Source organism: Carnobacteriaceae bacterium zg-C25, from assembly GCA_017945845.1.
Lineage (GTDB): Bacteria > Bacillota > Bacilli > Lactobacillales > Aerococcaceae > WM01.
On sequence record CP072828.1, the window covers coordinates 425,409 to 451,227 of the forward strand.

Genomic DNA, 25,819 nt, shown 5'->3' on the forward strand with positions numbered 1-25,819 from the left:
TAAAAGCACTGACGTTTATTTACTATCAATTTCATCGCAATATATTTTTCGTGATTATAGCATGCTAAAATTTCAATGTCAAACCGTTTTGCCGGCGATTAATTTAATGGGTAATTCGTAGCATCGTTGTGCTAATTTTTCGTGATTCATCTTTTTAATTAATAAATCTACCATTAATTTTGCCATTTCATGAATGGGTTGTTGAATGGTTGTTAAATGTGGAACAAAATTTTCAATAAATGCTGTTCCGTCATATCCAATTAGTTTTATATCTTTTGGGATGGCTAATCCCAGTTGGTCGGCAACTTTTAAGACAAGTAGTGCCGTTAAATCGTCTGTTGTAAAAATGGCATCACATTTAGCGTTCGTCAAAATGGTTTTAATTTCCATTTGTTTACGAGCCGGAGAATAGTTGCTCGATAATTTGTAAACAGGGGCATCAGGTAAAATCGATGAAAATCCTTTTTGTCGATTGCCTGTTGGTGAATTGGAATTGTCACTACCTGTAATGATGATCGGTTTTTTACAGTGTGCTGCCAACAACGTTTGAGCAGCAAGTTGTCCGCCTGAAAAATTGTCAGATGAGACAACACAAATATCGGGTGCTAAATTGCGATCAAAAGAAATAATAGGTGCACTGACGTGATGGTAGTCGTCAACGTCTAAGTTGTGACTACTTGAAATGATACCGTCCACTTGATTGGCAGAAAGCATCTCCAAATATTCTTTTTCTTTTGCGATATCATTTTCGCTATTGCAAATAATTGTTTTATAACCGTTTTGAAACAGCTCTTTTTCTAGCGCATCAATTAATTCGGCAAAAAAGATGTGTTTGACACTTGGGAAAATTAGACCAACGAGTTGAGCGGGTTTGCCTTGTAACCCGCGGGCTAATGAATTGGGTTTATAGCCAAGCGTTTTCATGGCATCTTGAACCGTTTGAATGGTTTTTTCGGATAGGTATCCTTTTTTGTTAATGACACGAGAAACGGTAGTTGGACTAACGCCAGCTAGTTTTGCCACATCGGTAAGTTTAGCGACCATGAGTTATTATATTAAAGTATTGACCGTTTAAGGCATCGCCAGAAAGGATAATGCCTGATGCGTTATTGTTAGGGAAAATGCGACCGGTAAATACTTTTTCTCCTTTATTAATAAAAATTTCAAAAATTGAAGTGTCGATAAAAATATTAATAGTGGTTTCAGCATTATCCAAGTGTGCATTTCGCACAGTACCAAATTGCGTTTCAAATGGAACGCCTGCACGTGTGCGATCAACGCGAATACATCCGTTACTTAAATCGATGGTAATGTCTAATCCGTCGCCATTTTCATTGGCAAATAGTGTTAACGTAGAGTGACTGTCTTTTGGTAGTACAAACTCTAATTCGTAGTTATTTGTTGTTTGCGCCATGCTTTTTAACGGTTGAGGGTTTGTTCGTAATGACGCTAGAGCGGGTACGGGGTATTGGTATAGTTTTCCGTCTTTAATCGTCAATTCTTTTACCAAACTCATCACACCTTGATGATGATACGCATCACTTGGGTACGTGCTATCTGGTAAACCAACCCATGAAATGCTGTAAACTTTACCGTCGGGTGCGTTAAAAGCTTGTGTGGCGTACGTTTCGAATCCATAATCTAATTGTTGCAATTCACTAATGTTTTCAATAGATACATTTTCTGGATTAAAGGTTTGTCCAATTTTATATAAATTGGGATAAATGTTACGATACTCAAGCACATTTTTATCGAGTCCTTGAGGACAGTATAACAAAACGGGGTGTTCATTGACAAATACAAGGTTTGGACATTCCATCATATACGCGGTGTAGTCGTTTTCAAATGATAAATCACCTATAAAACGCCAGTTTTCCACATCGTTATGAATGGCTTCGTAAACTTTAATCATCCCTTTTTGATTTAAGTCTTGCCCGCCGACGATGCTATATAAATTTCCAGCATATTCAAAAATTTGTGGGTCTCTAAAATGTTCGGTTACATCATCTGGTTGTTCGATGAGTATATGAGGTAATCGATTAAATGCACCATTTTTTTCAAAGTAACCACCTAATTGATACGTTTGGCGATTCCAGTTTTTGTCGCGGACATTTCCCGTATAAAAAATAAACAGCTTATCGTCTATTTGACGTGCAGAACCGGAATAAACACCGTGTGTTTCGTATGGGCCATCGGGTGTAATGTTGTGACCTGTTTCTGTAAAGGTTACTAAATCGTGTGATACGGTATGTGTCCATGATTTTAATCCGTGTACGGCACCGAATGGGAAGTGTTGATAAAATAAATGATACTCTCCGTTGAAATAGCTAAATCCGTTCGGATCATTAAGCAGTCCATGTTTTGCGTGTACGTGATATTTAGGATGCCAAGGGGATGTTTGTGCGTGTTGTTTCATGTCGTTTACAACGGCTTCATTCCATTGGTCATAGGGTAAATAACGTTTTTCTGTTGTCCAATTCACAGTGATTCCTCCAAGTAACTGTCAATCGTCTGACAGTATTGTTTAACTATATTATACATAAAGAAAGTATTTTTATGAACTCTTTTACAAAATTTTGTGTCAAGCGGTTGACATATATTTAAGTTTTTAATACACTGTAGCCATATTAAGCGTTTGCTTGAAAAATTGAGGAGGAATTACAATGTCAGACAAAGATATTGCAAAACAAATTGTTGACGCTATTGGTGGCAAGTCGAATGTACAAAGTGTCGCGCACTGTGCAACACGCCTTCGCGTCATGGTGAAAGATGAAAATGCAATCAACAAAGAAGCTGTTGAAAGCATTGAAGGTGTTCAAGGGTCATTTTTCAACTCTGGACAATACCAAATCATTTTAGGAACAGGTAAAGTTAATAAAGTGTACGATGAAGTCGTTGCTTTAGGCTTACCAACATCATCTAAAGAAGAAATGAAGGCAGAAGCTACACAACAAGGTACGTGGTTCCAACGTGCTATCCGTACACTTGGTGATGTGTTTGTACCAATCATTCCTGCAATTGTAGCAACAGGTTTATTCATGGGATTGCGTGGTTTATTAACGCAACCTGCAGTAATGGGCTTTTTCGGTGTGACAGCATACAACCCTGATTTTATTACATATACTCAAATTTTAACGGATACAGCATTTATCGCGTTACCAGCGTTAGTTGTATGGTCAACATTTAAAGTGTTCGGTGGAAACCCTGTTTTAGGTATTGTTTTAGGATTGATGTTAATTTCAGGTTCTCTCCCAAATGCATGGACTATCGGAAGCGAAGCGGCTAAAATAGTTGATGGTCAAGCGGTAAAATATGTCGTTGAACCAATGAACTTCTTCGGATTAGTTCCAGTTGTTGGTCATCAAGGGTCAGTTATTCCAGCATTCATGGTTGGTTTAGTTGGTGCGAAATTTGAAAAATGGGTTCGTAAACATGTGCCAGACGTATTAGATTTATTAGTAACACCGTTTGTTGTGTTATTAGTGATGTCAGTATTAGGTTTATTCGTTATCGGACCAGTATTCCATTCAGTTGAAGAATACGTAAAACATGCAACCGTTACAGCGTTAGGCTTACCATTCGGATTAGCTGGTTTCATCATTGGTGGTGTTCATCAATTAATCGTTGTAACAGGTATTCACCATGTGTTTAACTTATTAGAAATTCAATTGTTAGCTGATACAGGTGCTAACCCATTCAACGCGATCATTACAGCAGCGATGACAGCGCAAGGTGCTGCAACAGTTGCCGTTGGTGTGAAAACGAAAAACGCAAAATTAAAAGCATTGGCTTTCCCAGCTGCTTTATCAGCGTTCTTAGGTATTACAGAGCCAGCAATTTTCGGGGTAAACTTACGTTACCGTAAACCGTTCTTCTTATCATTAATCGCTGGGTCTATTGCCGGTGGTGTTGCATCATTATTAGGTTTAGCAGGAACAGGTTCTGGTATTACAATCATTCCAGGAACATTGTTATACATTAACCAATTACCACAATACTTATTGATGGTTGCAGTTGCGTTTGCACTAGGTTTTGCATTAACATACTTCTTTGGATTTGAAGACGAAGCAAAATAATGAAAACAGAGGCAATGGACAGGTATGAAAGTATCTGTTCATTGTCTTTAGTTATGAGGATAAAAATATGACATTATATGGTAGTTTAGAAGCTGGTGGCACAAAATTTATTTGTGCGGTAGGTAATGAATCGTTTGAAGTTGTCGATAAAATTCAATTTCCAACGACAACACCCGATGAAACGATTGCACAAGTCATTGCGTTCTTTAAACAATTTCCAAATTTAGTATCTGTTGCGATTGGTTCATTTGGGCCGGTAGACGTGGATACGACATCAAAAACGTACGGTTTTGTGATGGATACACCAAAACCCAATTGGTCTAACGTTGATTTAGTTGGTCCGATTCAGCGTGCGTTAAATGTTCCCGTCTTTTTCACAACAGATGTGAATTCGTCTGCGTATGGAGAAGTTATCGCTCGAAAAGATGTTACAAACCTTGTGTACTATACTATCGGTACGGGTATTGGTGGTGGAGCCTATATGAACGGCGAATTTATTGGTGGATTGGGTCATACGGAAATGGGACACACACTCGTTCGTAAACATGAAACGGACGCATCTTTTGAAGGCGTTTGCCCGTTTCACAAAGGCTGTTTAGAAGGCATGGCATGCGGACCGTCTCTTGAAGCCCGTACTGGTATGCGTGGTGAACATATACCGTTGGACGATGCCATTTGGGATGTACAAGCATATTACATTGCGCAAGCCGTCGTACAAGCCACTTTATTATTTAGGCCGGAAGTTGTTGTGTTGGGTGGCGGTGTGATGGGACAAAGCCACATGATTAAACGCGTGCAAGAGCAATTTAAAGCACAATTTAACGATTATATTCCATTACCTAATATTGAAGATTACATCGTAGTACCTGCCGTAGAAAATAATGGGTCAGCAACGCTAGGTAATTTTGCATTAGCTAAAAAGTGTGTGAGTGCATCCGTTTAAAGATAAATGGAGCGTAGTGAAACGATACAAAACAAATAGCAATTTTATTTGAAAATAAAAGATAATAAAAAGTCTAAACGATTATAAAAGTGTTTGGGCTTTTTGTTTTTAGCAACATAACATTTGAAGTGTTTCATAGGGAGATGTCAATGAATGTTTAATCAAGTGATTGCGACTTTTTAAAGTGTACGTTATAATGTACATATCTAAAGGAGTGATTAAAATGAACATAACCACTACAACGTTACGGAAAGATATTTTTAAATATTTAGAAAATGTTGTTGATTTTAACGAAGTCATAAATGTGAATACTAAAAAAGGTAATGCGGTTATTATTAGTGAAGCGGATTATAATGGATTATTGGAAACACTTTACATTAAACAATATATAAAAGATGAAATGGTCGCAGAGTGGAACGCAGCAACAGCTGAAGATTTTGAGCCGTTTGAGTGGTAAAGTATGTCTAATTATAAAATCATGCTATTAAAAAGAGCAAAAAAAGATAAGGATAAAATCAAGCAACACCCTATATTAAAAAATAATGTAGAAAAATTGATAGTGTTATTACAAAATAACCCTTACCAAACGCCACCAAGCTATGAAAAATTAAAAGGGGATTTATTAGGTTATTATTCCAGACGTATAAACCGACAGCATAGACTAATCTATAAAGTTGATGAAACGAATAAGATGGTATACATTTTCAGCATGTGGACGCATTACGAATAAAAAATAGTATAGCGGTTCACTAATGGTTATTTGTTGATGAAACAATAGAATACTCGAAAAATGTGTGTCGTCTAAAACGGCTTAATATGAAAGGGTATTCACTTGAATAGCAATAGGTACGAGAAATCGTGCCTTTTTTGTTTGTTTTTGAATAAAAGTGATATTTGCATTTTTAATAAAGGTCAGTGAATGATGGTGAATCAGTCGTCGTTTTAACGAATGAATTACGATTTGTTTATTGGCTAATAGACATAAGTTTTGTTATAATGAAGTATAACTATGTTGGAGGATACTATGGCAAAAGTTCAAATCGTAACAGATTCGATAAGTAACTTATCACAAGAAGAAATTGAAAAATATAATATTAAAATTGTGCATTTAAATGTTTTGGTGGATGGCGTGTCTTATTCTGATAAAGATGTGTCAAAAGAAACTTTTTTAGATCTTTTAAATAATGCTAAAGAGCTTCCTAAAACGAGCCAACCATCATTAGGGCATTTTTTAGAAGTTTATGACAGTTTTGAAGAAGGAACAGAAATTGTATCGTTACATGTTGCGTCTGCATTAAGCGGTACATCAAGTGCTGCTCAACAGGCAGGCGATATGTCTAAAAATTCTGTAACGGTTATCGATACAACTTTTGCAGATCGTGGACAAGCATTTCAAGTGATTGAAGCAGCAAAATTAGCACAAAATGGCGCTAGCGTAGATGAAATTGTTAGCTACTGTGAAAAAGTTAAAGATAATACAACGCTATATTTATGCGTCATGTCTCTTGATAATTTAGTTAAGGGTGGACGTGTGAGTAAAGCAAAAGGGTTATTGTCTAATTTATTAAATATTAAAGTGATTTTTGAATTTAAAGATGGCATTTTAACACCGCTTCAAAAAGGGCGTGGGGTTAAATCGATTGAAAAATTCCTTCATGACATTGCTTTACCAAAAATTAAGGAAAAAGTCCAAAAAGAATGTAGTATTTCTTTTGTATCCACAACAAAATTAATTGATGATACGATTGAAAAAATTAAAGAAATGACGCAAATTCAAGACATGCATTTTGGATTTACAATTCCAACGGTAGCGATTCACACAGGAGAAGGCGCGTTCGCCTTGATGCACTACCATGACTAAACGTGGCACGTTTTATCAATTCGTTTTAACGTTTGTTGATCCGTACAAGTTAGATCGTAAAACACAATTTGCCAATATTGTATTTAATGATGTGTCATTTCCTAAATACAATGAAAGTCATGATGTGATTCGTGATTATGTTGAATTAACTGATTTGTATACATCGTTTGGAGATGTATTTGATGAGTTATGGGATATTTATATAACAAGATAGGAGAAAAAGTATGAGTGTACATATTGCTGCTAAAAAAGGAGATATTGCTGAAATTGTTTTATTACCGGGAGATCCATTACGTGCAAAATTTATTGCTGAAACGTATTTAGAAGATGTTGTTCAGTACAATACCGTTCGTAATATGTTTGGGTATACGGGAACGTATAAAGGCACACGTATTTCTGTTCAAGGAACGGGAATGGGTATTCCATCTATTATGATTTACGCAAATGAATTGATTACGGAATACGGTGTAAAAATATTGATTCGTGTTGGTTCTGCGGGTGGAATGAAATTAGATATTAAAGTGCGCGATATTGTTTTAGCGCAAGGTGCAACGACAGATTCATCTATTTTCCAACACATTTTTGACAATCAAGTATCCTTTAGTGCCATTTCTAATTTTGATTTGTTGTATAAGGCGTATCAAACGGCACAAAAATTAGGCCATACAAATATTCATGTGGGAAATATTTTATCTTCTGATCGCTTCTACAACACAGAAATGGACAAGAAAAAATTGGCTGATTACGGTGTGTTAGCTGTTGAAATGGAAGCGGCGGGGCTATACGCTCTTGGTGCGCAACACAACGTCAAAACGTTGGCAATGGTGACAATTAGTGATCATTTATTAACGGGTGAGGAAACAACGTCACAAGAAAGAGAACAAACATTTACGGCGATGATGGAAATCGCTTTAGAAACGGTAAAAGACTAATGATAGAAAATAAAAATTTTAAAGAACCGTATTTTGGTGTTAAAAAAGTTACGCTAACGATTCCGCAACTGATCATTGGTGTTGTTGTGACGATAGTGTTGTCTATAGCAAGTTTTTTCATGCTTGCTGGGGTTTTTGGAATCAGTGGGCAAGAAACAGCGTATTCACCATTTGCATCAAGTGAGTCTAGAGGTTTACCGTCACGTTTAATTGATGAATTAGCGAATAGCTATGCGTTAATTAAAAAGCATTATGTTGGTGAATTTGATGAAAACAAATTGATTGATGGGGCATTAGCCGGCTTTACAGCGGGTTTAGGTGATCAATACACGAGTTATTTAAATGAAGCGGAAATGAAGTCTTTACAAGAATCAATAGAAGGTGAGTTTGAGGGTATCGGTATTGAGATTGAAAGCTATGAAGGCTATATTCGTGTCGTTTCACCGATTGATCAATCACCTGCTTATAAGGCGGGATTACAGTCTGGCGACGTCATTTTAGCGGTAGATGGTAAAGATATTAAAGGTCAATCAACTAGTGAAGTATCGAAAGTTGTTCGAGGGAAAAAAGGAACGCGTGTTACATTGACAGTTGATCGTGCAGGTTCTAAATTTGATGTAACGGTTACACGTGACACCATTCCAAATACTACGGTAAAAGGTGCAATGAACGGTACAGTTGGTGTGTTGCGAATTAGTTCTTTTGCAGAACACACCTATGATGAATTGGTGACAAAAATTAAACAATTACGTGAAAGTGGTGCTAAATCGTTTGTCATTGATGTGCGTTCTAATCCGGGTGGATTACTTGAATCGGTTAAGAAAATTGTAAACATCTTTGTTAAAGATGGCGACATCATGGTTGCTATGCAAGACAATGAATCGATTACGGCACATCGTGCATCAAAAGACTTTGGTACATTTAAAGTGACTGAACCCATTGCGGTATTAATTGATAACGGAAGTGCCAGTGCTGCAGAAATTTTTGCAGCAGCCATAAAAGAATTAGGTCGTGGTCAGTTGATCGGTGAAACATCGTTTGGTAAAGGAACGGCACAAACCATTCGTAATTTATCTAGCCAAACAGGCATTAAAATTACATATTCAAAATGGCTAACACCTAAAGGGAATTGGATTCATCAAAAAGGTGTAGAACCAGATAAAGTGGTTAAATTGCCATCATACGCTTACTATGCGTATACTAATGTGAATACTTTACCACAATTAAATGATGCCTCTGACGAAATATTGAACATTCAAAAAATATTAGCAGCACTTGATTATAAAGTGTCGCTAACGGGTATATACGATGAACAAACGGCAAATGTCGTGGCGCAGTTTAATGAAGCAAATGGTATCAATCAAACAACATTCACTGCCGAAACAGCCACTAAATTAAATGAATTGTTACGTCAAAAAGTTTCAACACATGACGTGCAGCTTGAAGAAGCGTTAAATCAATTGAAATAGAAAGGAAAGATACGATGGGACGACGATTTAAGGAAACAAACACTAAAAACAAAACAACACTAGAGAAAATTAAAGAATTTGTAATACTCATTAGTTCAATGTTGATGATTAGTGTGTTGCTTCAAATGTTTGTCGTATCTAGCTTTACTATTAACGGTAGTTCCATGACACCAACACTTTCAGAAAATCAAAGTATGATGATGTGGAAATTAAGTGCACCAAGTCGCTTTGATGTTGTTGTTATTGAAGCGCCAGATCAAGCGTATGAATATGATAAATCTGGGCAAATTAAAAAAGATTTGTTTGGTAATGATGTGAAAAAATTGTATATCAAACGTGTCATTGGAATGCCCGGAGATACATTAGAGTATAAAAATGATGAATTGTATATTAACGGTAAAAAATATGATGAACCGTATTTAGATGCTTCAAGAAAAATACACCCAGCGCCATATATGCAAGATAGAACGTTGACGCAATATATGGAGTACGCTAGAACGGTGATACCTAATTTACCGCAAGAAAATACACAATTAGCTGAAAAAAATGGGGTAATGGTTATTCCGGACGACTACTATTTTGTTTTAGGCGATAATCGCTTAAATTCAAAAGACAGTGAAGAATATGGATTGGTACATAAACGTTTATTTAAAGGGATTGTATTTTTACGCATATCGCCGTTAAATAAAATTGGAATTGCACCATTTTAATCAAAGGGAGGCGTTTGCCTCCCCTTATTTGTATCAAACTGTGTTTGACGGTATTCATGACAATCATACACTACTCAAAATAGGTTTAAAGAAAGGACAGTGATACATGAAACAAAAACTAATTACATTACTGAATGGAACATCACAAGGGGTTGTGATTGCACTCGTTCCAGCCGCCATTTTTTCTGAGGTGTTTAAATTGATTTCTCAATATTTCTTGCCGGCTAGTGCGGTTGTTCAAATGCTTCAAGCAACAAACGGGTTACTTGGTCTTGCGATTGGCGCCTGTGTTGCGCACGCTTTTAAATTAACGATGATTGAAATGATTTCTGTCGGATTTGCGACCTTTTTATCGGGTGGGGCATTAGCGTATCAGCAAACAGGAATGACACTTCGTGGCACTGGTGATTTATTGACGATGATTGCAACGAGTGCTTTTTGTGTGATTCTTTTAAACTATACGCGTCAGTTTATTTCGCGCTATTCTTTATTGATGACGCCTAGTTTGCTTGTGATTTGTGGTGGTATATTCGGCTTAACCGTATTGCCGTATGGACAAATGATAACGAAAAGCATTAGTGAGTGCATTGCGTTTTTATTATTATTAGAGCAAACGACAATGTGTATATTATTAGCGATTATTTTTGCGTATTTAGTCGTTTCACCGCTATCATCTGCCGGTATTGCCATAGCGGTCGGGTTATCGGGTATTGGAGCAGGAGCGGCTAATTTAGGCATTTGTGCCACAATGTTTTCGTTAGCGGTTGGGGGTAGACAAGTAAATTCTCTAGGGGTTTGTTTAGCGCATATTTTTGCCTCTCCTAAATTATCCATGACGAATATGATGACAAAGCCGATTCTATTTTTACCAATCGCACTACAGGCAAGTGTTTTAGGTGGACTAGCCTCATTTTTTGCGATTCAAGGTACGCCGTTTAGTGCGGGGTTAGGGCTTATTGGATTAGTAGGGCCGATTGCACATTTAAGTCAAACATCACTGACGGTAGTTAATGTCATGAGTGTAGTTGTTTTGTTTGGTGTGGTGCCATGTGTATTAGCGTTTATTTTTGATAATATTTTTAAAAAGCGATTGAGCATGATTAAAGATAGCGACTATGCGGTTCACATTGCAGAGTGATACACGCTATACCACATAAGGATGATGGTTCATAAAAAGAGTTTCTATGATTTGGTGTTGGTGGGTTATCAATATGCTATCAGAACGTGTTAAATTGTATGATGTGTGAAAATATATTTTTATCGAAATTGATTTGTCGGGTATTTGTACCGCGTGACATCGAACAATAGAAAAAGCCGTATCGTTACAGAAAACGATACGGCTTAAATGAATTGATTAGTCGTCTGCTATTCAATTAAGTAAAAAACCACTCAAAAGAGTGGTTGTCATTTACTATACACGTTCAACTTTACCAGATTTCAAAGCACGAGCTGAAACCCAAACTTTTTTAGGTTTACCATCAACTAAGATGCGAACTTTTTGTAAGTTAGCTTTCCAAGTACGACGAGAAGCGTTCAAAGCGTGAGAACGGTTGTTACCAGTTGAACTTTTACGTCCTGTTACAAAACATTGTTTAGCCATTTGTTTATCCTCCTTTAACCATTTACTGTGAAGCGTATAAACACTTACATTCACATACCCTAGTAATTTAACATATATTTTTAAAAAATGCAATAAAAAAGTGAGCACTTTCCAGTCAAAATGTGCAAAAATAATGACGTTTTTTTGTTGCATTTTTTATTATAAAATGGTAGTATAGTGACGTTGTCTGGATATTGTCCAGCATATAAAACAACTCTGACTTAGCAAATAAATCAGGGCAAAAGGAGAAATAAAAATGAAAAAAGATATCCATCCAAATTACCAACCAGTTGTATTTATGGATACAACAACTGGTTTCAAATTTTTATCAGGATCAACTAAATCTTCAAACGAAACAGTTGAGTGGGAAGATGGTAACACTTACCCATTAATCCGTGTTGAGATTTCTTCTGATTCTCACCCATTCTACACAGGACGTCAAAAATTCACTCAAGCAGACGGTCGTGTGGACAAATTCAACAAAAAATACGGTTTTTCAAACAACTAATTTACGTTGGAGTCATGCAAAAGCTAACATCTTTTATGGTGTTGGCTTTTTTTGCGGTTGACCAAAAGGCTATTAAAAATTGATGTATTTAGCAAAATTTTGAGCCTTAACGTCTAATGTTTTCAAAAATTTTAGTGATTGCTTTGAATATACGGTTTTTGTCATTATTGTATACCCAAATTATTCAATAATTCACTTTCTGTTATAAACTCTAGTTCGTTATTTTTGTACGCTTTAATCGCTTGTATTTCTTCATCAGTTAAATTGTCATCATCATTATTAATAATATAAAAAATATTAATTAATTGTGTTGCTTGTTCCTCCGTCATATCTTCAACGAGGTTTTGCAATAATTCTTTTTGTGTCATTTGTATAGCTCCTTTCTACATGATGATAAAATTTTTTGAAATTCTTAACCATTTGAATAAACGCCTTATATTTATCTACAATTAATTTCTAGTGCATAATATCATTGTCTTGGTAAATTGGTAGCATACTATCATATTTATAAACTAGTCATCAAATTAGATGGTAAAAGGTGTAGCATAAAAGTTTATATACAATAGTATTCACTTTTTATCATTTTAACATAAAACATTATCATAGCAAAAGAAAGTAAGTGCGCAACAAAGAATACGAAAAAAGAAAAATGTGAGATATGAATTGATTTATATAGATGGTAAGAAAGGGACTTGTATGCTATTAAATCTCGTATGAGAATGTGTAAAAGTGTAGAAACATATAAAACAAATAATCCGAAAGAATATGAACGTTTTGAAAAGATTGGATTTAAAATCTAAGCTATGGAAATAGAAAAACTATCAAAACTCAAACAACTAATTTACGTTGGAGTCATGCAAAAGCTAACATCTTTTATGGTGTTGGCTTTTTTTGTTATTTCAAATGGCTTTTTTTTGAAAACGAGACGACGGCATGATATGATAAAATCATTATAAAAAAGGAGGTTGATGCGCTATGAACACTACACGACTAAAAGGAGTTTTTAAAATTTAAGTAAAGTGATAAAAAGCATGAGATAAATGCTTTTGGAGGAATTATGTTTAAAGAGTTATTTCAATTTATTAAGCGACGAAAGTGGGTCTATCTACTTGTTTTAGTTGCTATCATTGTAGAATTTATTGTGATGTTAATACCAACACGTATTATTCAAGAAACAATTGATAGTATTGCCAGCCAGACGCTAACAAAAGATAGATTACATACTCAAATATTGCTACTGTTAAGCATCACCGTCTTAGGTTACGTGTCGCAAAATATCAGTCTTCGGTTTTTATTCAATGAATCAAATTTATACCACTATGAATTACGTAACCGCATGTACGGCAAAATGATTCACATGCGAACACCTTTTTACCAAAAGTTTCGTTCGGGTGATATGATTACACGCTTTACGAGTGATACCAATAGTATTGTTGAATTTCTTGGTTATGGTCTTTTATGTATCTTGTATTTTGTAGGCTATCTTGTTTTTATTATTCCCGCTATGGCAGTTTTATCTCCGGTACTTACTGTACTAGCCGTTATTCCTATTTTTATTGCGGGGTGTGGTATATACTGGGTTGGCAAAAAACAGGATGACTTATATGAACAGACACGTGAAGCGGTATCTGGATTAAGTAATGAAATATTAGAAGTTGTAGAAGGCATTCGTGTTACACGCGCCTATGGAAACAGCACTCTAGGACAAAAGCGTTTTCGTGATAAAACACATCAATTGCGTCAAAGAGCCTTTCATTTGAATCAATATACATCGTTGTATGGTCGTGTTGCTTTTACAGGGGTATCGATTAGTACCGCTTTAATTATTGGTGTAGGAGGTTATCTACTCACAATAAATCAAGTGACTATTGGGCAAGTGATTGCGGTGCAATTGTATTCTTTAACGTTGTTGGATCCGATGTGGATGGTTGCTGATGTGGCTCAAATTTATCAAACGAGTAAAGTATCGTTTCGTAAAATTATTGAGTTGGTTAATGAAACTGATGATTTGTCAATGGACGGTAATGTTCATTTAGAGGTACCAACGACAATTGAATTTAAAGGGTATCATTTTACGTACGCCAATAGTGATCGACCTGCTTTAAAAAACATCACGTTGACCTTGAAAAAAGGGCAAACGCTAGGTGTTGTCGGACAAACGGGAAGTGGTAAAACAACATTTGTGCGTCAGTTGTTGATGCAATATCCAGTAGGAGAAGGTGAATTTTTAATTAATGGTAAGTCTGTAAAAGACTATTCACGTGCATCCATTGAAAAACAATTAGGATACGTTCCACAAGAGCATGTTCTGTTTTCAAAAAGTGTGGAAGCAAACATCAAAATTGGTAAAAAAGATGCGGATATTTTAGAGTTGGCACAAGCCGTTGAAAGTGCGTCATTTACACAAGATTTAGAACGTATGAGTGATGGGATTGAAACACTTGTTGGAGAAAAAGGTGTGTCTATTTCGGGTGGACAAAAGCAACGGATTTCGATTGCGCGGGCATTGATTAAAGACCCAGAAGTGTTAATTTTAGATGATTCACTGTCTGCTGTTGATGCTAAAACAGAGACGGCGATTATTCAAAATATGCAAGTATTACGTCAAGGCAAAACGAATGTTATTGTCACGCATCGATTATCAGCCGTCATGCATGCTGATTGGGTAGTTGTTTTAGATGACGGTGAAATTTGTGAAGAAGGCACGCCACAACAACTCCTTGAGCGTAATGGTTGGTTTGCAGAACAATATCAAAAACAACAAATGGAGGAAGTATAATGCAGTTAGTTTTAAGGTTATTACGACAACTATCTGTCGTTAAATACTACTTTTTACTTGGTATTGTGTTGCAACTTTTGAATACAAGTATGATACAAGTCTCTACCTTATTTATTCAAGGCATGATTGATAATGTATTGACACCTATTACACAAACAGGCGAAATGAATACGCAGTTATTATGGCAACAGTTAGGTGTTTTCTTTGCGTTTGTCGGTGGCTCGTTTATTATTGGGTATTTTGCCAACGTTGTGTTACAAGATTGTGCTGCGCGTGTGGTAGAGCATTTACGTAATCAAGCGTATGATAAAATGCAACAATTACCAATTGCATATTTTGACAATATGCCAGCCGGAAAAGTATCATCAAGGATTGTTAACGATACAGAAACGTTGCGCACGCAATTTTATAATACATTGATTACGCAATTATCATTTAGTGTTTTTGTATCACTTGTCATTTATATTGTTGTTTTTTCAATTAATGTATGGTTAGGCGTTGTGTTGTTGCTACTATTACCAATTATGTTTTTATGGCAACACATCTATACTAAAAAAGTAGATAAAGAATTGGCGATTTATTACGAATCACAAAGTCAAATTAATACGCATGTGAATGAAACAATGAATGGTAGTACCATTTTACAGTTGTTTAAACAAGAAGACGCCATGAGTGAGGAATTTGAGCGTATTACCAGTGAAATGCTACGCGTACAACGTCGTTTAGTGAATGTGGATGCGATATTATCTTGGAACTTGATGGACGTGTTTAAACGTATTGTTATTGCGATTATATTGGCGGTAGTCGGTTATCAAGTGTTTGGTGGAGCAGTTGGTATCTCTGCCGGTGTATTGTTTGCCATGGTCAATTATACGGACCGTCTATTTAATTCGGTTGGAATGATTGTCAGAGTGTTACCCAATATTCAACGAACACTAGCAACCGGTAAACGTTTATTTGAATTACTTGATGAACCGTCAGAAACAGATAGCCAAACACCGTTAGTTGTGACGAACGGGAATGTCGTGTTTAATAATGTATCGTTTGGTTACACACCAAATCATAAAGTATTGAAAAATATTTCGATTGAAGCAAAAGAAGGCCAAACCATTGCGTTAGTGGGGCATACAGGCTCTGGAAAAAGTTCAATTATCAATTTATTGTTCCGTTTTTACGATCCACAAGAAGGTGAAATTTTAATTGATGGACAAAATATTGCGTTATACAATCGTGAGAGTGTACGTGAAAAAATGGGGATTGTGTTACAAGATCCGTATTTGTTTTCTGGAACGATTGCAAGTAACGTCGCAATGGACGATGATATGATGACGCGTGAAGTGATTGTTGAATCATTAGAAGCCGTCGGTGCGACAATTTTATTAAATAAGTTACCGAATGGTATTGATGAGCCCGTTGTTGAAAAAGGTAATACTTTTTCAAGTGGAGAGCGACAATTGATTTCATTTGCGCGAACGTTAGCAAGTAATCCTAAAATTTTAATTTTAGATGAAGCAACGTCACATATTGATACGCAAACCGAAGAAATTATTCAAAATGCGATGAATGTCGTTAAAAAAGGGCGTACAACATTTATTATTGCCCATCGATTGTCTACCATTCAAAGTGCGGATATGATTTTAGTCTTGCATGAAGGTGAAATTGTCGAACGCGGTAATCATCAAGAGTTATTGGCGTTAAATGGACGTTATGCGGAAATGTACCGTATGCAAGCAAAAGTGTAACGTATAGATTAAACATAGGTAGATACGCAGTAGCCCGTTGGCAAAAATTGTCAACGGGCTTTTTTATATCGTTCAGTCGTCAAAGTGTGTTCACTTCATTTTTTGGGTTGTCTGTCAAATAGGTTAATGTCATCATTAACGTAAATGAATACATAATGATGACATTAAGGTTGATGACTTGTGCCATCAACCTTAAATGATTGTTCATTGCATTTGACGAGTATTTTAGATTATAAAAAAACAGTCTATCGTTTGATAAACTGTTTGATTACTATAGATTAAAAGGCAACAAGTGCACCCGTTTTTTCGGCAACTTCTGAAATGTTACGAGCGTGGTCAGAAATACGCTCTAAGTTCGATAATAAGTCCATAACGAATACACCAGATTCTGGAGTTGCTAAACCTTTATTCATGCGTTTGATATGGCCATCACGTACTTGTGCTTTTAACGTGTCAATTTCACGTTCTAACTGTTTAACTTGTTCAATGTCTTTGGCGTTTCCAGAAGAAAAGGCGTCAATGGCATAGAAGAACGATTTTTTCGTTAAATCATAAACGTAATTTAATTCGCTAATAATATCGTCTGTTAATAATGTTTTATTTTCTGAAACGACTTGAGCAAATTCAGCAATATTTTCGGCATGATCACTAATGCGTTCAATATCGTGAACCGCACCAATAGCTAAATCGATTTTTGTTAAATCGGTAGCTGAAATATTTTCTTGATTAGATAATTGAATTAAATAAGCAATAATATTTTTTTCGTAAGCATTGACTTTCTTTTCGCTACGTAACGCTTTATCAATAATGTGTGTATCGTGACTTTGTACACCTTCAATAGCGTAGTTAAGTGTTTTTTCCGCTTGTGAAGCCATAGAAACAATTTCGTACATTGCGTTATTGAACGCCATTGTTGGTGTGGCTAATAATAATGTATCTAAGTAAGATGACGGTTTCGTTTGACTTTCCACTTCATCTGGTGTTTCCGGTAATAACCAATAAGCAAGTTTGACTAATAAGTTTGCAAATGGGAATAAGACAATCACGTTAATAATGTTAAACAATGAATGAGCATTGGCAATTTGGCGAGAAACATCACCTGGATCCATGCTAGTAACCACTTGTGTTAGGATACCTGTTAAAAATAGAATAAAGTAAATGGTTCCAATAATGTTAAATGATAAATGGATTAATGCAACGCGTTTACCACGACGTGAGGCACCTAACGAGCTTAGTAATGCTGTTGTACATGTACCGATGTTGTCTCCAAAAATGATAAATAGTGCTGTTGAAAATGGTAAGATACCGTTAGCTGCTAAGGCGATTAAAACCCCGATAGTTGCAGATGAGCTTTGTAAGATAAGCGTCATTACAAAACCAATCATGACACCTGTTAATGGGTTAGTGCCGTATTGTTGAATCCAATCAATAAAAGCAGAGGATTCTTTTAGCGGAGATAGCGCTTCTGTTAAAAATGACATCCCGATAAATAAAATACCAAATCCGACAAAAATATCAGCAATTTCTTTTTGAGCGGGTTTTTTAGTGAACATTTTAAATGCTAATCCAAGTCCCAATGCTAAAGGTGCAAATTGAGATAAGTTAAATGAGACTAATTGTCCTGTAATCGTTGTTCCGATATTAGCACCAAAAATAATGCCAACCGCTTGTGATAAATTCATCAATTCTGCGTTTACAAAACTAACGACCATAACAGACGTTGCTGAGGAACTTTGAATGATCATTGTAACGAACATTCCGACCAATACAGACATAAATCGATTGCGTGTAAGCGAACGAATAATTTCTTTTAAACGATTTCCTGCAACTTTTTGTAAACTATCAGCCATTAAATTCATTCCGTATAGGAATAGGCCTAAGCCGCCGATGGCGCCTAATACTATGTTTAACATAATATCCTCCAAATATTTTAATGAGTTCATTGTACCCGAATATTTGTTAAATGAAAACAAAATATTTGAGCTTTTTCAAATGAAAGCGTATTATGTCATATATAATTGGAGGAAAGTGTATGTTAGAGAAGAAACGTGTGGCTAAAGATGTCATTAATATCGCTTGGCCGGTCTTTGTAGAGTTAATGTTAGGGTCACTATTCGGTATGGTCAATATGATGATGATTGGTCGTATTGCTGACCCGCAATATTCATCTTCTGCGGTAGCGGCGATAGGGTTGTCGAATCAACCGTTGTTTTTAGCTGTTTCGTTAGTACAAGCGTTAAATGTTGGATCAACTGCTATCATTTCACGTTATTACGGTGCCAATAAAATTCATTTAATTGAAAATGTGTTGAAACATGTCATGATTTTGAGCGTGTTATGTTTCATTATTCCATTAGCCGCTTTAGGTTTTGTTTTTGCACCAAATTTACTCGCGTCTTTAGGCGGACAAGCGTATACCGTTGAGATTGGTGTACCGTATTTTAGATTGATGATGTTAGCCTTTGTTTTTCAAGGGATTATGTTGACGATTTCGGCGGCGTTGCGTGGTGTCGGTGAGACGAAAATACCGATGCGCAATAATGTTATAGCCAATATCATTAATGTCTGCTTAAATAGCGTTTTAATATATGGTAGCTTCGGATTGCCAGCTTTAGGGTTAATTGGAACAGGTATTGCAACGGTTATCGCCAATTTTGTATCCGCAACTTTAATGTTTGGTTATTTAATTCGCAAGAAAAGTAAAATTACCTTTTCATTTAAAGATAAATTTCATTTTGATACTAATACAATTGTGCAACTTTTTAAATTAGGTTTTCCAAGTGCAATGGAGCAGTTGCTGTTTCGTGCGGGTGCCATGTTATTTACTGTCATTGTAAGTAATTTAGGCACATCTGTTTATGCGGCACATCAAATTGGATTGAATTTATGGACACTCTCTATAGCACCTAGTCAGGCGTTTGGTATTGCGGCTTCGACATTAACAGGGAAATATTTAGGGTCAAACCAACGCGATTTAGCTAAAATGTACAGTACCATTATTCGGTATATGGCGCTTCTCGTGTCAATTGTTATGGCAGGTGTCTTTTACTTTTTCGGTCAATTGATCGCCAGTGGTTATTCGTCATCAATCGACGTTATCGAACAAGTCGTTATTGTTTTACCGATTTTAGCGCTTATCCAACCGTTTTTAGCGGAACAAATTGTTTTAGCTGGATCGTTGCGTGGAGCAGGCGATACCATTTGGCCAATGATTGCAACCATTATAGGTGTTTTTGTTGTGCGTACCGTATTGGCGCATATTTTCGTCAATGAGATGGGAATGGGCATTATTGGTGCGTGGTGGGCGTTACTTGCCAACCAACTCACCTCGTCCATCATTGTATGGATACGCTACCGTAGTGGTAAGTGGCAATATGTAAAAATTTAAATGAAAAATGATGAGTAATGTGTTAAGATGACAATAATAAAAGATTGATGTGAGGTAATTTATGACAACAGTAGCGCACGCATTAGAAACTTTATTTGCATTAAAAAAAGTACCCGTAACTAAAAAAGAATTAGGTGATAATTTAAATGTTTATGTAATGGATTACAATTTAAATGCAGATCACACAACACGTTTAGAAATTGTTTTACCAAACGATTTAGATAGAACCGACGTGCAAATTACTTATCGCTATGTGACAATGTTGAATCGTTATGAAAAACGTCAAGACATGCTTGAAGCACTAAACGAAATTAATGAAAGTTCAAGTTATTACACGTTTTATTTAGCGCAAGATGGTGAAGTGTATGCGCGTGCGTTTATTCGCTCTGGAGTAGATGTACAATGTTTATACGAAAGTATTGTGCACGGTCCAGCTGTTATCGAAAATGTTTATAGTAAAATTGAAGCCGTTGCTGGAGTATTTAAAAATGCTTAATTACACGGTGACGTCACAAGAAGAAACGATGCAGTTTGCAAAAGTCGTGGCTACTTGTTGCCAATCACCAATGACAATTTTGTTAGACGGTGAATTAGGCGCGGGCAAAACAACTTTTACAAAAGGCTTGGCAATGGGCTTGGAAATTAACGCGTTAATTAAGAGTCCTACGTATACTTTTATACGTGAATATACATCTGGGACAATGCCTTTATACCACATGGACGTGTATCGACTAGAAAATAATGGTGGAGAAGGCCTCGGTTTTGAAGAATATTTTGAACGTGATGGGGTATGTGTTGTGGAGTGGAGTCAATTTATTGAAGAGCAATTACCACAAGAGTATTTGATCATTCACATCACCCGTCAATTAGAAAATGAAAATCATCGTCGTATTGTACTAGAACCGATAGGAAAAAAGTACGAGAATATTGTAATAGCAATTGAAAAACAACTGCAATCGTGATACACTAGCACTAGGATAAGCCTTCTTTTGAAGGTTTTTTGTTTAGAAGTTAGGAAGGTAATTATGGAAACAGTAGAACAAGAAAAATTATGGTATGTCCTACATACGTATTCTGGATATGAAAATAAAGTAAAAGCTAACTTAGAATCACGTATTCAAAGTATGGGAATGGAAGATTACATTTTTAGAGTAGTTGTCCCTGAAGAAGAAGTGACCGAAGTTAAAAATGGTAAAGAAAAAGTTGTGATGGACAAAACATTTCCTGGTTACGTGTTGCTAGAAATGATTATGTCGGATCAAGCATGGTATGTTGTGCGTAATACGCCGGGTGTAACTGGATTTATTGGTTCACACGGGGCGGGAAGTAAGCCGACGCCACTATTGCCAGAAGAAGTGGAATCTGTATTGCGTCGTATGGGTATTAGTTTACGTCAACATAACGGAGACTTTAAAGTGGGCGATCACGTTGCAATTTTAGACGGTTCATTTAACGGTATGGAAGGTATTGTTGAATCGGTTGATGCTGAAAAAGAAAAACTAAAAGTAGTTGTTGAGATGTTTGGTCGTCAAACAGTTGCAGAAGTTGACTTTAACCACGTAGATAAAGTGTAGAGGTAACGCCCATGCCAATAGATATGCTGAAATTCGATATGGCACAAGTTCATGTCGATTTAAATGAAAGTGATGATTTAATTTTTGCTTTTGAAATTTTAGGCAAAAAATGGAATGCTGTCATTATTGATGTTTTGTATCAAACCGATTGTCGTTTTTCTGAAATTGCCAGTGCAATTACGGGAATTAGTGATCGTGTTTTAACGGTGCGCCTACAAGAGTTGGAGCAGGAGCAAATCATCATGAAGAGCACGCATAATTTTGGCAAGGCTAAATTTACATATAAATTAACAAAAAAAGGTTTTGAACTGGCTAAAGAAGTTCAAAATATAAAAAAATGGTCATCTCGATGGCGAAAAGATAATGACGGGAACGTTAATTGAAAAAGATGGTGAACAGGGAGAATAGCCGAGACTGAAAGCTATGACAACATCTTCAATTATTTTCACTCCCCGAATCGTGTGCAGCAATGTACAACGGGTCATGCCGTTACACATGAAAAGATAGATGTGAGTCTATGAATAAAGGTGGTACCACGTTATTGACGTCCTTATAAAACAAATGCTGTTTTATAAGGACTTTTTATTTTGAAAGGAGATTATAATGTCACTAGAACAATTAAAGATAATTCAAAATCAAGTGCAATCACAATTAAAAACAATTTTATCCGAAACGTTGGCGATGGGAATGGAAGATGTTCAAGCGTTACGTCAAGAAATTTTAGGGAAAAAAAGTGTGCTCAATGAGGTGATGAAGCAATTAAAAAATGCAACACCTGATGAAAGAAAAGAAATTGGACAATTGGCGAACACGATTCGTTCAAGTGTCCAAGAGGCGTTTGATCGTATTAGTCGTGAGTTTAAAGAAGAACAACTTGCTCAAGCGTTACAAGCACAAACGATTGATGTTACGTTACCGGGTCGTAGCGTTCAACAAGGCACACAACATTTGTTGACACGTGTGTTAGAAGAAATTGAAGATTTATTTATTTCAATGGGCTATCAAGTCGTTGAAGGGCCAGAGGTAGAAACCGATGCCTATAACTTTGGAAAAATGAATTTACCAGCAGATCATCCAGCGCGTGATATGCAAGATACGTTTTATATTACGGAACAAACATTAATGCGTACACAAACGTCTCCAGTTCAAGCGCGTACAATGGAAAAACATGATTTTTCAAAAGGGCCATTAAAAATGATTTCGCCTGGAAAAGTATACCGTCGTGACGATGATGATGCGACACATTCACATCAATTTATGCAAGTTGAAGGGTTGGTTATCGCTGAAAATATTACAATGGGTGATTTAAAAGGGACACTAGAAGTGGTAGCACGTCAAATGTTCGGTCAAGAGCGTACCATTCGTTTAAGACCAAGTTATTTCCCGTTTACAGAACCATCGGTTGAAGTGGACGTTAGTTGCTTTAAATGTGGTGGACAAGGCTGTTCTGTATGTAAACAAACCGGCTGGATTGAAGTATTAGGTGCGGGTGTGGTCCATCCAAATGTACTTGAAATGTCAGGTGTTGATTCAACAAAATATAGTGGTTTTGCGTTCGGGTTAGGTGTAGAACGTTTTGCAATGTTGAAATATGGTGTAGATGATATTCGTCATTTTTATCAAAATGATGTTCGCTTCTTAAATCAATTTCAAACGAGAGTAGAGGAGGCAAAATAATGTTTGTTTCAAAAAAATGGTTAAATGAATTAATAGATGTTTCAACGGTCAAGGCAAATGAATTAGCAGATAAATTGTCTACTACAGGTATTGAAGTAGAAGGCGTTGAAAATATAGCGAGTGGGTTAAAAAACATTGTGGTTGGTTATACCCATGAAGTTGTTGATCATCCAGACTCTGATCACTTGCATATTTGCCAGGTTGAAGTTGGTGATGCGCATGTTGAAGGTGGCATGCTACAAATTGTATGTGGTGCAAGTAATATTGCAGCGCATCAAAAAGTTATTGTCGCTTTACCTGGAGCGCGTATTGTTGACAATATTAAAATTAAAAAGGGCAAAATTCGTGGACAAGTTTCTAATGGAATGATTTGCTCGTTAGATGAATTGGGTGTGTCGAGTAATGTTGTACCAAAAGCGTATAGCGAAGGCATTTTTGTGTTACCAGAAGATGCCCCAATTGGTGTAGATGCGATGGAGTATTTACAGTTGAACGATGATGTATTGGAATTATCGGTAACGGCTAACCGTGCAGATGCGTTAAGCATGTATGGTGTAGCGTATGAAGTCGGTGCCATTTTTGAAAAGACACCACATTTCCCGTCTAATCAAGCAAACGCCGATACAACAGATGTTGTTAAAAATTATATTGAAACCGTAAGTGTTGTCGATGATAGCCTTTCTGCTGTTTATTCGGTAGGTGTTGTAAAAGACGTGACCATTAAAGAAAGTCCCGTATGGTTACAGTCTACTTTAATGAAAATGGGCATTCGTCCATTGAACAATGTTGTTGATGTGACAAATTATATGTTGCTATTATACGGTCAACCAATGCACGCATTTGATGTGAACAAGTTAGGAAAGGACATTACCGTACGTTTAGCTAAAGAAAATGAACGTTTAGTGACGTTGGACGAACAAGAGCGTACATTAACCATTGATGATATTGTGATTACGTCAAGTGATGTTCCGGTTGCACTAGCTGGAGTAATGGGCGGACATAATAGTGAAATTACAAATGATACAACGACCATTGCATTAGAGGTAGCGTTATTTAATCCACAACGTGTGCGTGCTACATCTAAACGTCTTGGATTGCGTTCCGAATCAAGCGCCCGCTTTGAAAAAGGGATTCACGTGGATATGATGACACAAGCGATGAACCATGCGCTAGCGTTAATCGCTGAATTGGGTGAGGGTGTTGTTGTCAGTGAGCAAGCCGTTGTTCAAAATAAACAATTTAAAAGCGTTTGCGTTGATGTTTCTTTAGAAGAAATCAATCGTAAATTAGGTACGCAATTAACATTAGAAGATGTAGAGCATATTTTAGTGGATCGTTTAGGATTTGGTATGACGTCATCCAATCATCAGTTGACAATCAGTGTGCCAACACGTCGATTTGATATTTCGATTGCTGCAGATGTTATTGAGGAAGTAGCACGAATTTATGGTTACGATCGATTGCCAAGCACATTGCCAACAACACCATCTATTCAAGGTGGGTTAAGTCCGTTACAACGTTATTTACGTTTAACGCGTCGTTTAATGGAAAGTGTTGGTTATTCGCAAGTGATTTCGTATTCATTGACAAGTGAAGAAAAAGCGAACCGATTAGCTGAAAAGGCTAATGAGGGCATTCGATTAGCGATGCCGATGAGTGAAGAACGTAGTACATTGCGTCGTAGTTTATTAACGACGATGCTGGATATTGTTTCGTACAACGTTGCACGAAACAATACGAATTTAGCATTGTATGAAACGGGGCGTGTTTTCTATCGTAGTGACTCACCAACACAAGCCGACGAAAAAGAACACGTTGCGCTTGTGTTAACAGGAAACGCTGTGGAAACGTCTTGGCAGGAAACTGCACGTGGTGTAGATTTTTATGACATAAAAGGTGCGTTAGATCGTTATTTTGAACAAGTCGGTATTGTCGAAAAAATTCGTTACGAAGCGACACAAAAAGAAGATATGCATCCGGGTCGAACAGCCAATATTGTCTTTAATGGTGAGGTCATTGGTTTTGTTGGGCAATTGCATCCAAAAGTAGCACAACAATTAGATTTAAAAGATACGTACGTTGCAGAGTTTGCAATTGAACCGTTATTGCAACAGTTACCAGAAGCGTTAGTACAAACAACGGTTCCAAAATTTCCAAGCATGACACGTGATGTGGCGTTATTAGTGGATAAACACGTCACAAATGCACAATTGGTTGATGTGATGTACGCGAATGGCGGTCGTTATTTAAGTGATGTGACACTCTTTGACCTTTACCAAGGTGCTGGTATTGACGACGATAAAAAATCGTTGGCGTATCGTTTAACTTTTATGAATTTAGAAGCAACGTTAGTCGAGGAAGACATTACACGTCAAATGACAAATATTCAAGATGCCTTAATCGAACAAACGGGTGCAATCATTCGTTAATCTATACATGTATCAACTTCATTTGTTCAACAAATGGAGTTGATATTTTTTATACAATTTTAGTTTTTTAATCAAACTTTCATTTTTTATTTTTTTGCAGTATAATAGAACTAACAAAGTCTCATAGGAGG

General features: G+C 36.5%; 25 protein-coding genes and 1 other annotated feature (1 of these 26 running past the window's edge). Of the genes, 20 read left to right on the forward strand and 5 right to left on the reverse strand.

Annotated elements, in window-relative coordinates; genetic code table 11:
• Nucleotides 1-44: a binding site (T-box leader), on the reverse strand (it extends 148 nt beyond the left edge of the window).
• A gap of 34 nt (nucleotides 45-78) precedes the next feature.
• Both J7S27_02060 and J7S27_02065 read right to left on the reverse strand, forming a co-directional pair.
• On the reverse strand, nucleotides 79-1,044 hold the full coding sequence (locus J7S27_02060; GenBank protein ID QTU83324.1) for a LacI family DNA-binding transcriptional regulator: 966 nt from the start codon (nucleotides 1,042-1,044) through the stop codon (nucleotides 79-81).
• Nucleotides 1,034-2,482: a sucrose-6-phosphate hydrolase gene (locus tag J7S27_02065; protein QTU83325.1), complete on the reverse strand. Its 1,449-nt coding sequence runs from the start codon at nucleotides 2,480-2,482 to the stop codon at nucleotides 1,034-1,036. The genes J7S27_02060 and J7S27_02065 overlap by 11 nt, the downstream gene beginning before the upstream one ends.
• A gap of 181 nt (nucleotides 2,483-2,663) precedes the next feature.
• On the opposite strand from J7S27_02065, the gene J7S27_02070 reads away from it, so the two are divergent.
• The 10 genes from J7S27_02070 (at nucleotide 2,664) to J7S27_02115 (ending at nucleotide 11,129) form a co-directional block, all read left to right on the forward strand.
• Nucleotides 2,664-4,076: a PTS transporter subunit EIIC gene (locus J7S27_02070; GenBank protein QTU83326.1), complete on the forward strand. Its 1,413-nt coding sequence runs from the start codon at nucleotides 2,664-2,666 to the stop codon at nucleotides 4,074-4,076.
• Nucleotides 4,077-4,143: 67 nt separating this feature from the next.
• Nucleotides 4,144-5,019: an ROK family protein gene (locus tag J7S27_02075; protein ID QTU83327.1), complete on the forward strand. Its 876-nt coding sequence runs from the start codon at nucleotides 4,144-4,146 to the stop codon at nucleotides 5,017-5,019.
• Nucleotides 5,020-5,242: 223 nt separating this feature from the next.
• The gene (locus J7S27_02080) at nucleotides 5,243-5,476 is read left to right on the forward strand and encodes a type II toxin-antitoxin system Phd/YefM family antitoxin (GenBank protein ID QTU83328.1); all 234 of its coding nucleotides are present in this window, start codon (nucleotides 5,243-5,245) and stop codon (nucleotides 5,474-5,476) included.
• A gap of 3 nt (nucleotides 5,477-5,479) precedes the next feature.
• Nucleotides 5,480-5,749 (forward strand): Txe/YoeB family addiction module toxin, encoded by a 270-nt coding sequence (locus J7S27_02085; GenBank protein ID QTU83329.1) that lies wholly within the window; start codon nucleotides 5,480-5,482, stop codon nucleotides 5,747-5,749.
• 294 nt (nucleotides 5,750-6,043) lie between these two features.
• Nucleotides 6,044-6,880 carry a DegV family protein gene (locus J7S27_02090; protein ID QTU83330.1) on the forward strand — a complete coding sequence of 279 codons (837 nt, stop codon included), beginning with the start codon at nucleotides 6,044-6,046 and terminating at the stop codon, nucleotides 6,878-6,880.
• Nucleotides 6,873-7,094: a sterile alpha motif-like domain-containing protein gene (locus J7S27_02095; protein QTU83331.1), complete on the forward strand. Its 222-nt coding sequence runs from the start codon at nucleotides 6,873-6,875 to the stop codon at nucleotides 7,092-7,094. The genes J7S27_02090 and J7S27_02095 overlap by 8 nt, the downstream gene beginning before the upstream one ends.
• A gap of 10 nt (nucleotides 7,095-7,104) precedes the next feature.
• Nucleotides 7,105-7,812: a purine-nucleoside phosphorylase gene (gene deoD / locus J7S27_02100; protein QTU83332.1), complete on the forward strand. Its 708-nt coding sequence runs from the start codon at nucleotides 7,105-7,107 to the stop codon at nucleotides 7,810-7,812.
• Nucleotides 7,812-9,281 carry a S41 family peptidase gene (locus J7S27_02105; GenBank protein QTU83333.1) on the forward strand — a complete coding sequence of 490 codons (1,470 nt, stop codon included), beginning with the start codon at nucleotides 7,812-7,814 and terminating at the stop codon, nucleotides 9,279-9,281. Before deoD ends, J7S27_02105 begins: the two co-directional genes overlap by 1 nt.
• Before the next feature lie 98 nt (nucleotides 9,282-9,379).
• The gene (gene lepB / locus J7S27_02110) at nucleotides 9,380-9,991 is read left to right on the forward strand and encodes a signal peptidase I (protein ID QTU83602.1); all 612 of its coding nucleotides are present in this window, start codon (nucleotides 9,380-9,382) and stop codon (nucleotides 9,989-9,991) included.
• Nucleotides 9,992-10,097: 106 nt separating this feature from the next.
• Complete coding sequence (locus J7S27_02115; GenBank protein ID QTU83334.1) at nucleotides 10,098-11,129, forward strand: PTS sugar transporter subunit IIC; 1,032 nt, start codon at nucleotides 10,098-10,100, stop codon at nucleotides 11,127-11,129.
• A gap of 273 nt (nucleotides 11,130-11,402) precedes the next feature.
• Here J7S27_02115 and J7S27_02120 read toward each other — a convergent pair whose 3' ends face one another.
• Nucleotides 11,403-11,591, reverse strand: coding sequence for a 50S ribosomal protein L28 (locus J7S27_02120; GenBank protein ID QTU83335.1), 189 nt, complete (start codon nucleotides 11,589-11,591; stop codon nucleotides 11,403-11,405).
• A 256-nt stretch (nucleotides 11,592-11,847) separates the two neighbouring features.
• On the opposite strand from J7S27_02120, the gene J7S27_02125 reads away from it, so the two are divergent.
• A complete protein-coding gene (locus tag J7S27_02125; protein ID QTU83336.1) occupies nucleotides 11,848-12,099 on the forward strand; it encodes a type B 50S ribosomal protein L31 in 252 nt (83 codons plus the stop codon).
• Between the two features lie 164 nt (nucleotides 12,100-12,263).
• Here the strand turns inward: J7S27_02125 and J7S27_02130 are convergent, their stop codons facing one another.
• Entirely contained in the window at nucleotides 12,264-12,467 is a 204-nt protein-coding gene (locus tag J7S27_02130; GenBank protein ID QTU83337.1) for a hypothetical protein, read from the reverse strand.
• A 689-nt stretch (nucleotides 12,468-13,156) separates the two neighbouring features.
• On the opposite strand from J7S27_02130, the gene J7S27_02135 reads away from it, so the two are divergent.
• The gene (locus J7S27_02135) at nucleotides 13,157-14,878 is read left to right on the forward strand and encodes an ABC transporter ATP-binding protein (GenBank protein ID QTU83338.1); all 1,722 of its coding nucleotides are present in this window, start codon (nucleotides 13,157-13,159) and stop codon (nucleotides 14,876-14,878) included.
• Nucleotides 14,878-16,620 (forward strand): ABC transporter ATP-binding protein, encoded by a 1,743-nt coding sequence (locus J7S27_02140; protein QTU83339.1) that lies wholly within the window; start codon nucleotides 14,878-14,880, stop codon nucleotides 16,618-16,620. The genes J7S27_02135 and J7S27_02140 overlap by 1 nt, the downstream gene beginning before the upstream one ends.
• A gap of 278 nt (nucleotides 16,621-16,898) precedes the next feature.
• Here J7S27_02140 and J7S27_02145 read toward each other — a convergent pair whose 3' ends face one another.
• On the reverse strand, nucleotides 16,899-18,536 hold the full coding sequence (locus tag J7S27_02145) for a Na/Pi cotransporter family protein (protein ID QTU83603.1): 1,638 nt from the start codon (nucleotides 18,534-18,536) through the stop codon (nucleotides 16,899-16,901).
• A 116-nt stretch (nucleotides 18,537-18,652) separates the two neighbouring features.
• On the opposite strand from J7S27_02145, the gene J7S27_02150 reads away from it, so the two are divergent.
• From J7S27_02150 to J7S27_02180, 7 genes are all read left to right on the forward strand, one after another.
• Nucleotides 18,653-20,008 (forward strand): MATE family efflux transporter, encoded by a 1,356-nt coding sequence (locus J7S27_02150; GenBank protein QTU83340.1) that lies wholly within the window; start codon nucleotides 18,653-18,655, stop codon nucleotides 20,006-20,008.
• Between the two features lie 61 nt (nucleotides 20,009-20,069).
• Nucleotides 20,070-20,504, forward strand: coding sequence for a YbjN domain-containing protein (locus J7S27_02155; GenBank protein QTU83341.1), 435 nt, complete (start codon nucleotides 20,070-20,072; stop codon nucleotides 20,502-20,504).
• Complete coding sequence (gene tsaE / locus J7S27_02160) at nucleotides 20,497-20,970, forward strand: tRNA (adenosine(37)-N6)-threonylcarbamoyltransferase complex ATPase subunit type 1 TsaE (protein QTU83342.1); 474 nt, start codon at nucleotides 20,497-20,499, stop codon at nucleotides 20,968-20,970. Before J7S27_02155 ends, tsaE begins: the two co-directional genes overlap by 8 nt.
• 63 nt (nucleotides 20,971-21,033) lie before the next feature.
• Nucleotides 21,034-21,582: a transcription termination/antitermination protein NusG gene (gene nusG / locus J7S27_02165; GenBank protein ID QTU83343.1), complete on the forward strand. Its 549-nt coding sequence runs from the start codon at nucleotides 21,034-21,036 to the stop codon at nucleotides 21,580-21,582.
• Nucleotides 21,583-21,620: 38 nt separating this feature from the next.
• On the forward strand, nucleotides 21,621-21,965 hold the full coding sequence (locus tag J7S27_02170; GenBank protein ID QTU83604.1) for a helix-turn-helix transcriptional regulator: 345 nt from the start codon (nucleotides 21,621-21,623) through the stop codon (nucleotides 21,963-21,965).
• Between the two features lie 220 nt (nucleotides 21,966-22,185).
• Nucleotides 22,186-23,259 carry a phenylalanine--tRNA ligase subunit alpha gene (gene pheS / locus J7S27_02175; GenBank protein ID QTU83344.1) on the forward strand — a complete coding sequence of 358 codons (1,074 nt, stop codon included), beginning with the start codon at nucleotides 22,186-22,188 and terminating at the stop codon, nucleotides 23,257-23,259.
• Nucleotides 23,259-25,688 carry a phenylalanine--tRNA ligase subunit beta gene (locus J7S27_02180; GenBank protein QTU83345.1) on the forward strand — a complete coding sequence of 810 codons (2,430 nt, stop codon included), beginning with the start codon at nucleotides 23,259-23,261 and terminating at the stop codon, nucleotides 25,686-25,688. The genes pheS and J7S27_02180 overlap by 1 nt, the downstream gene beginning before the upstream one ends.
• The last annotated feature ends 131 nt before the right edge of the window (nucleotides 25,689-25,819 follow it).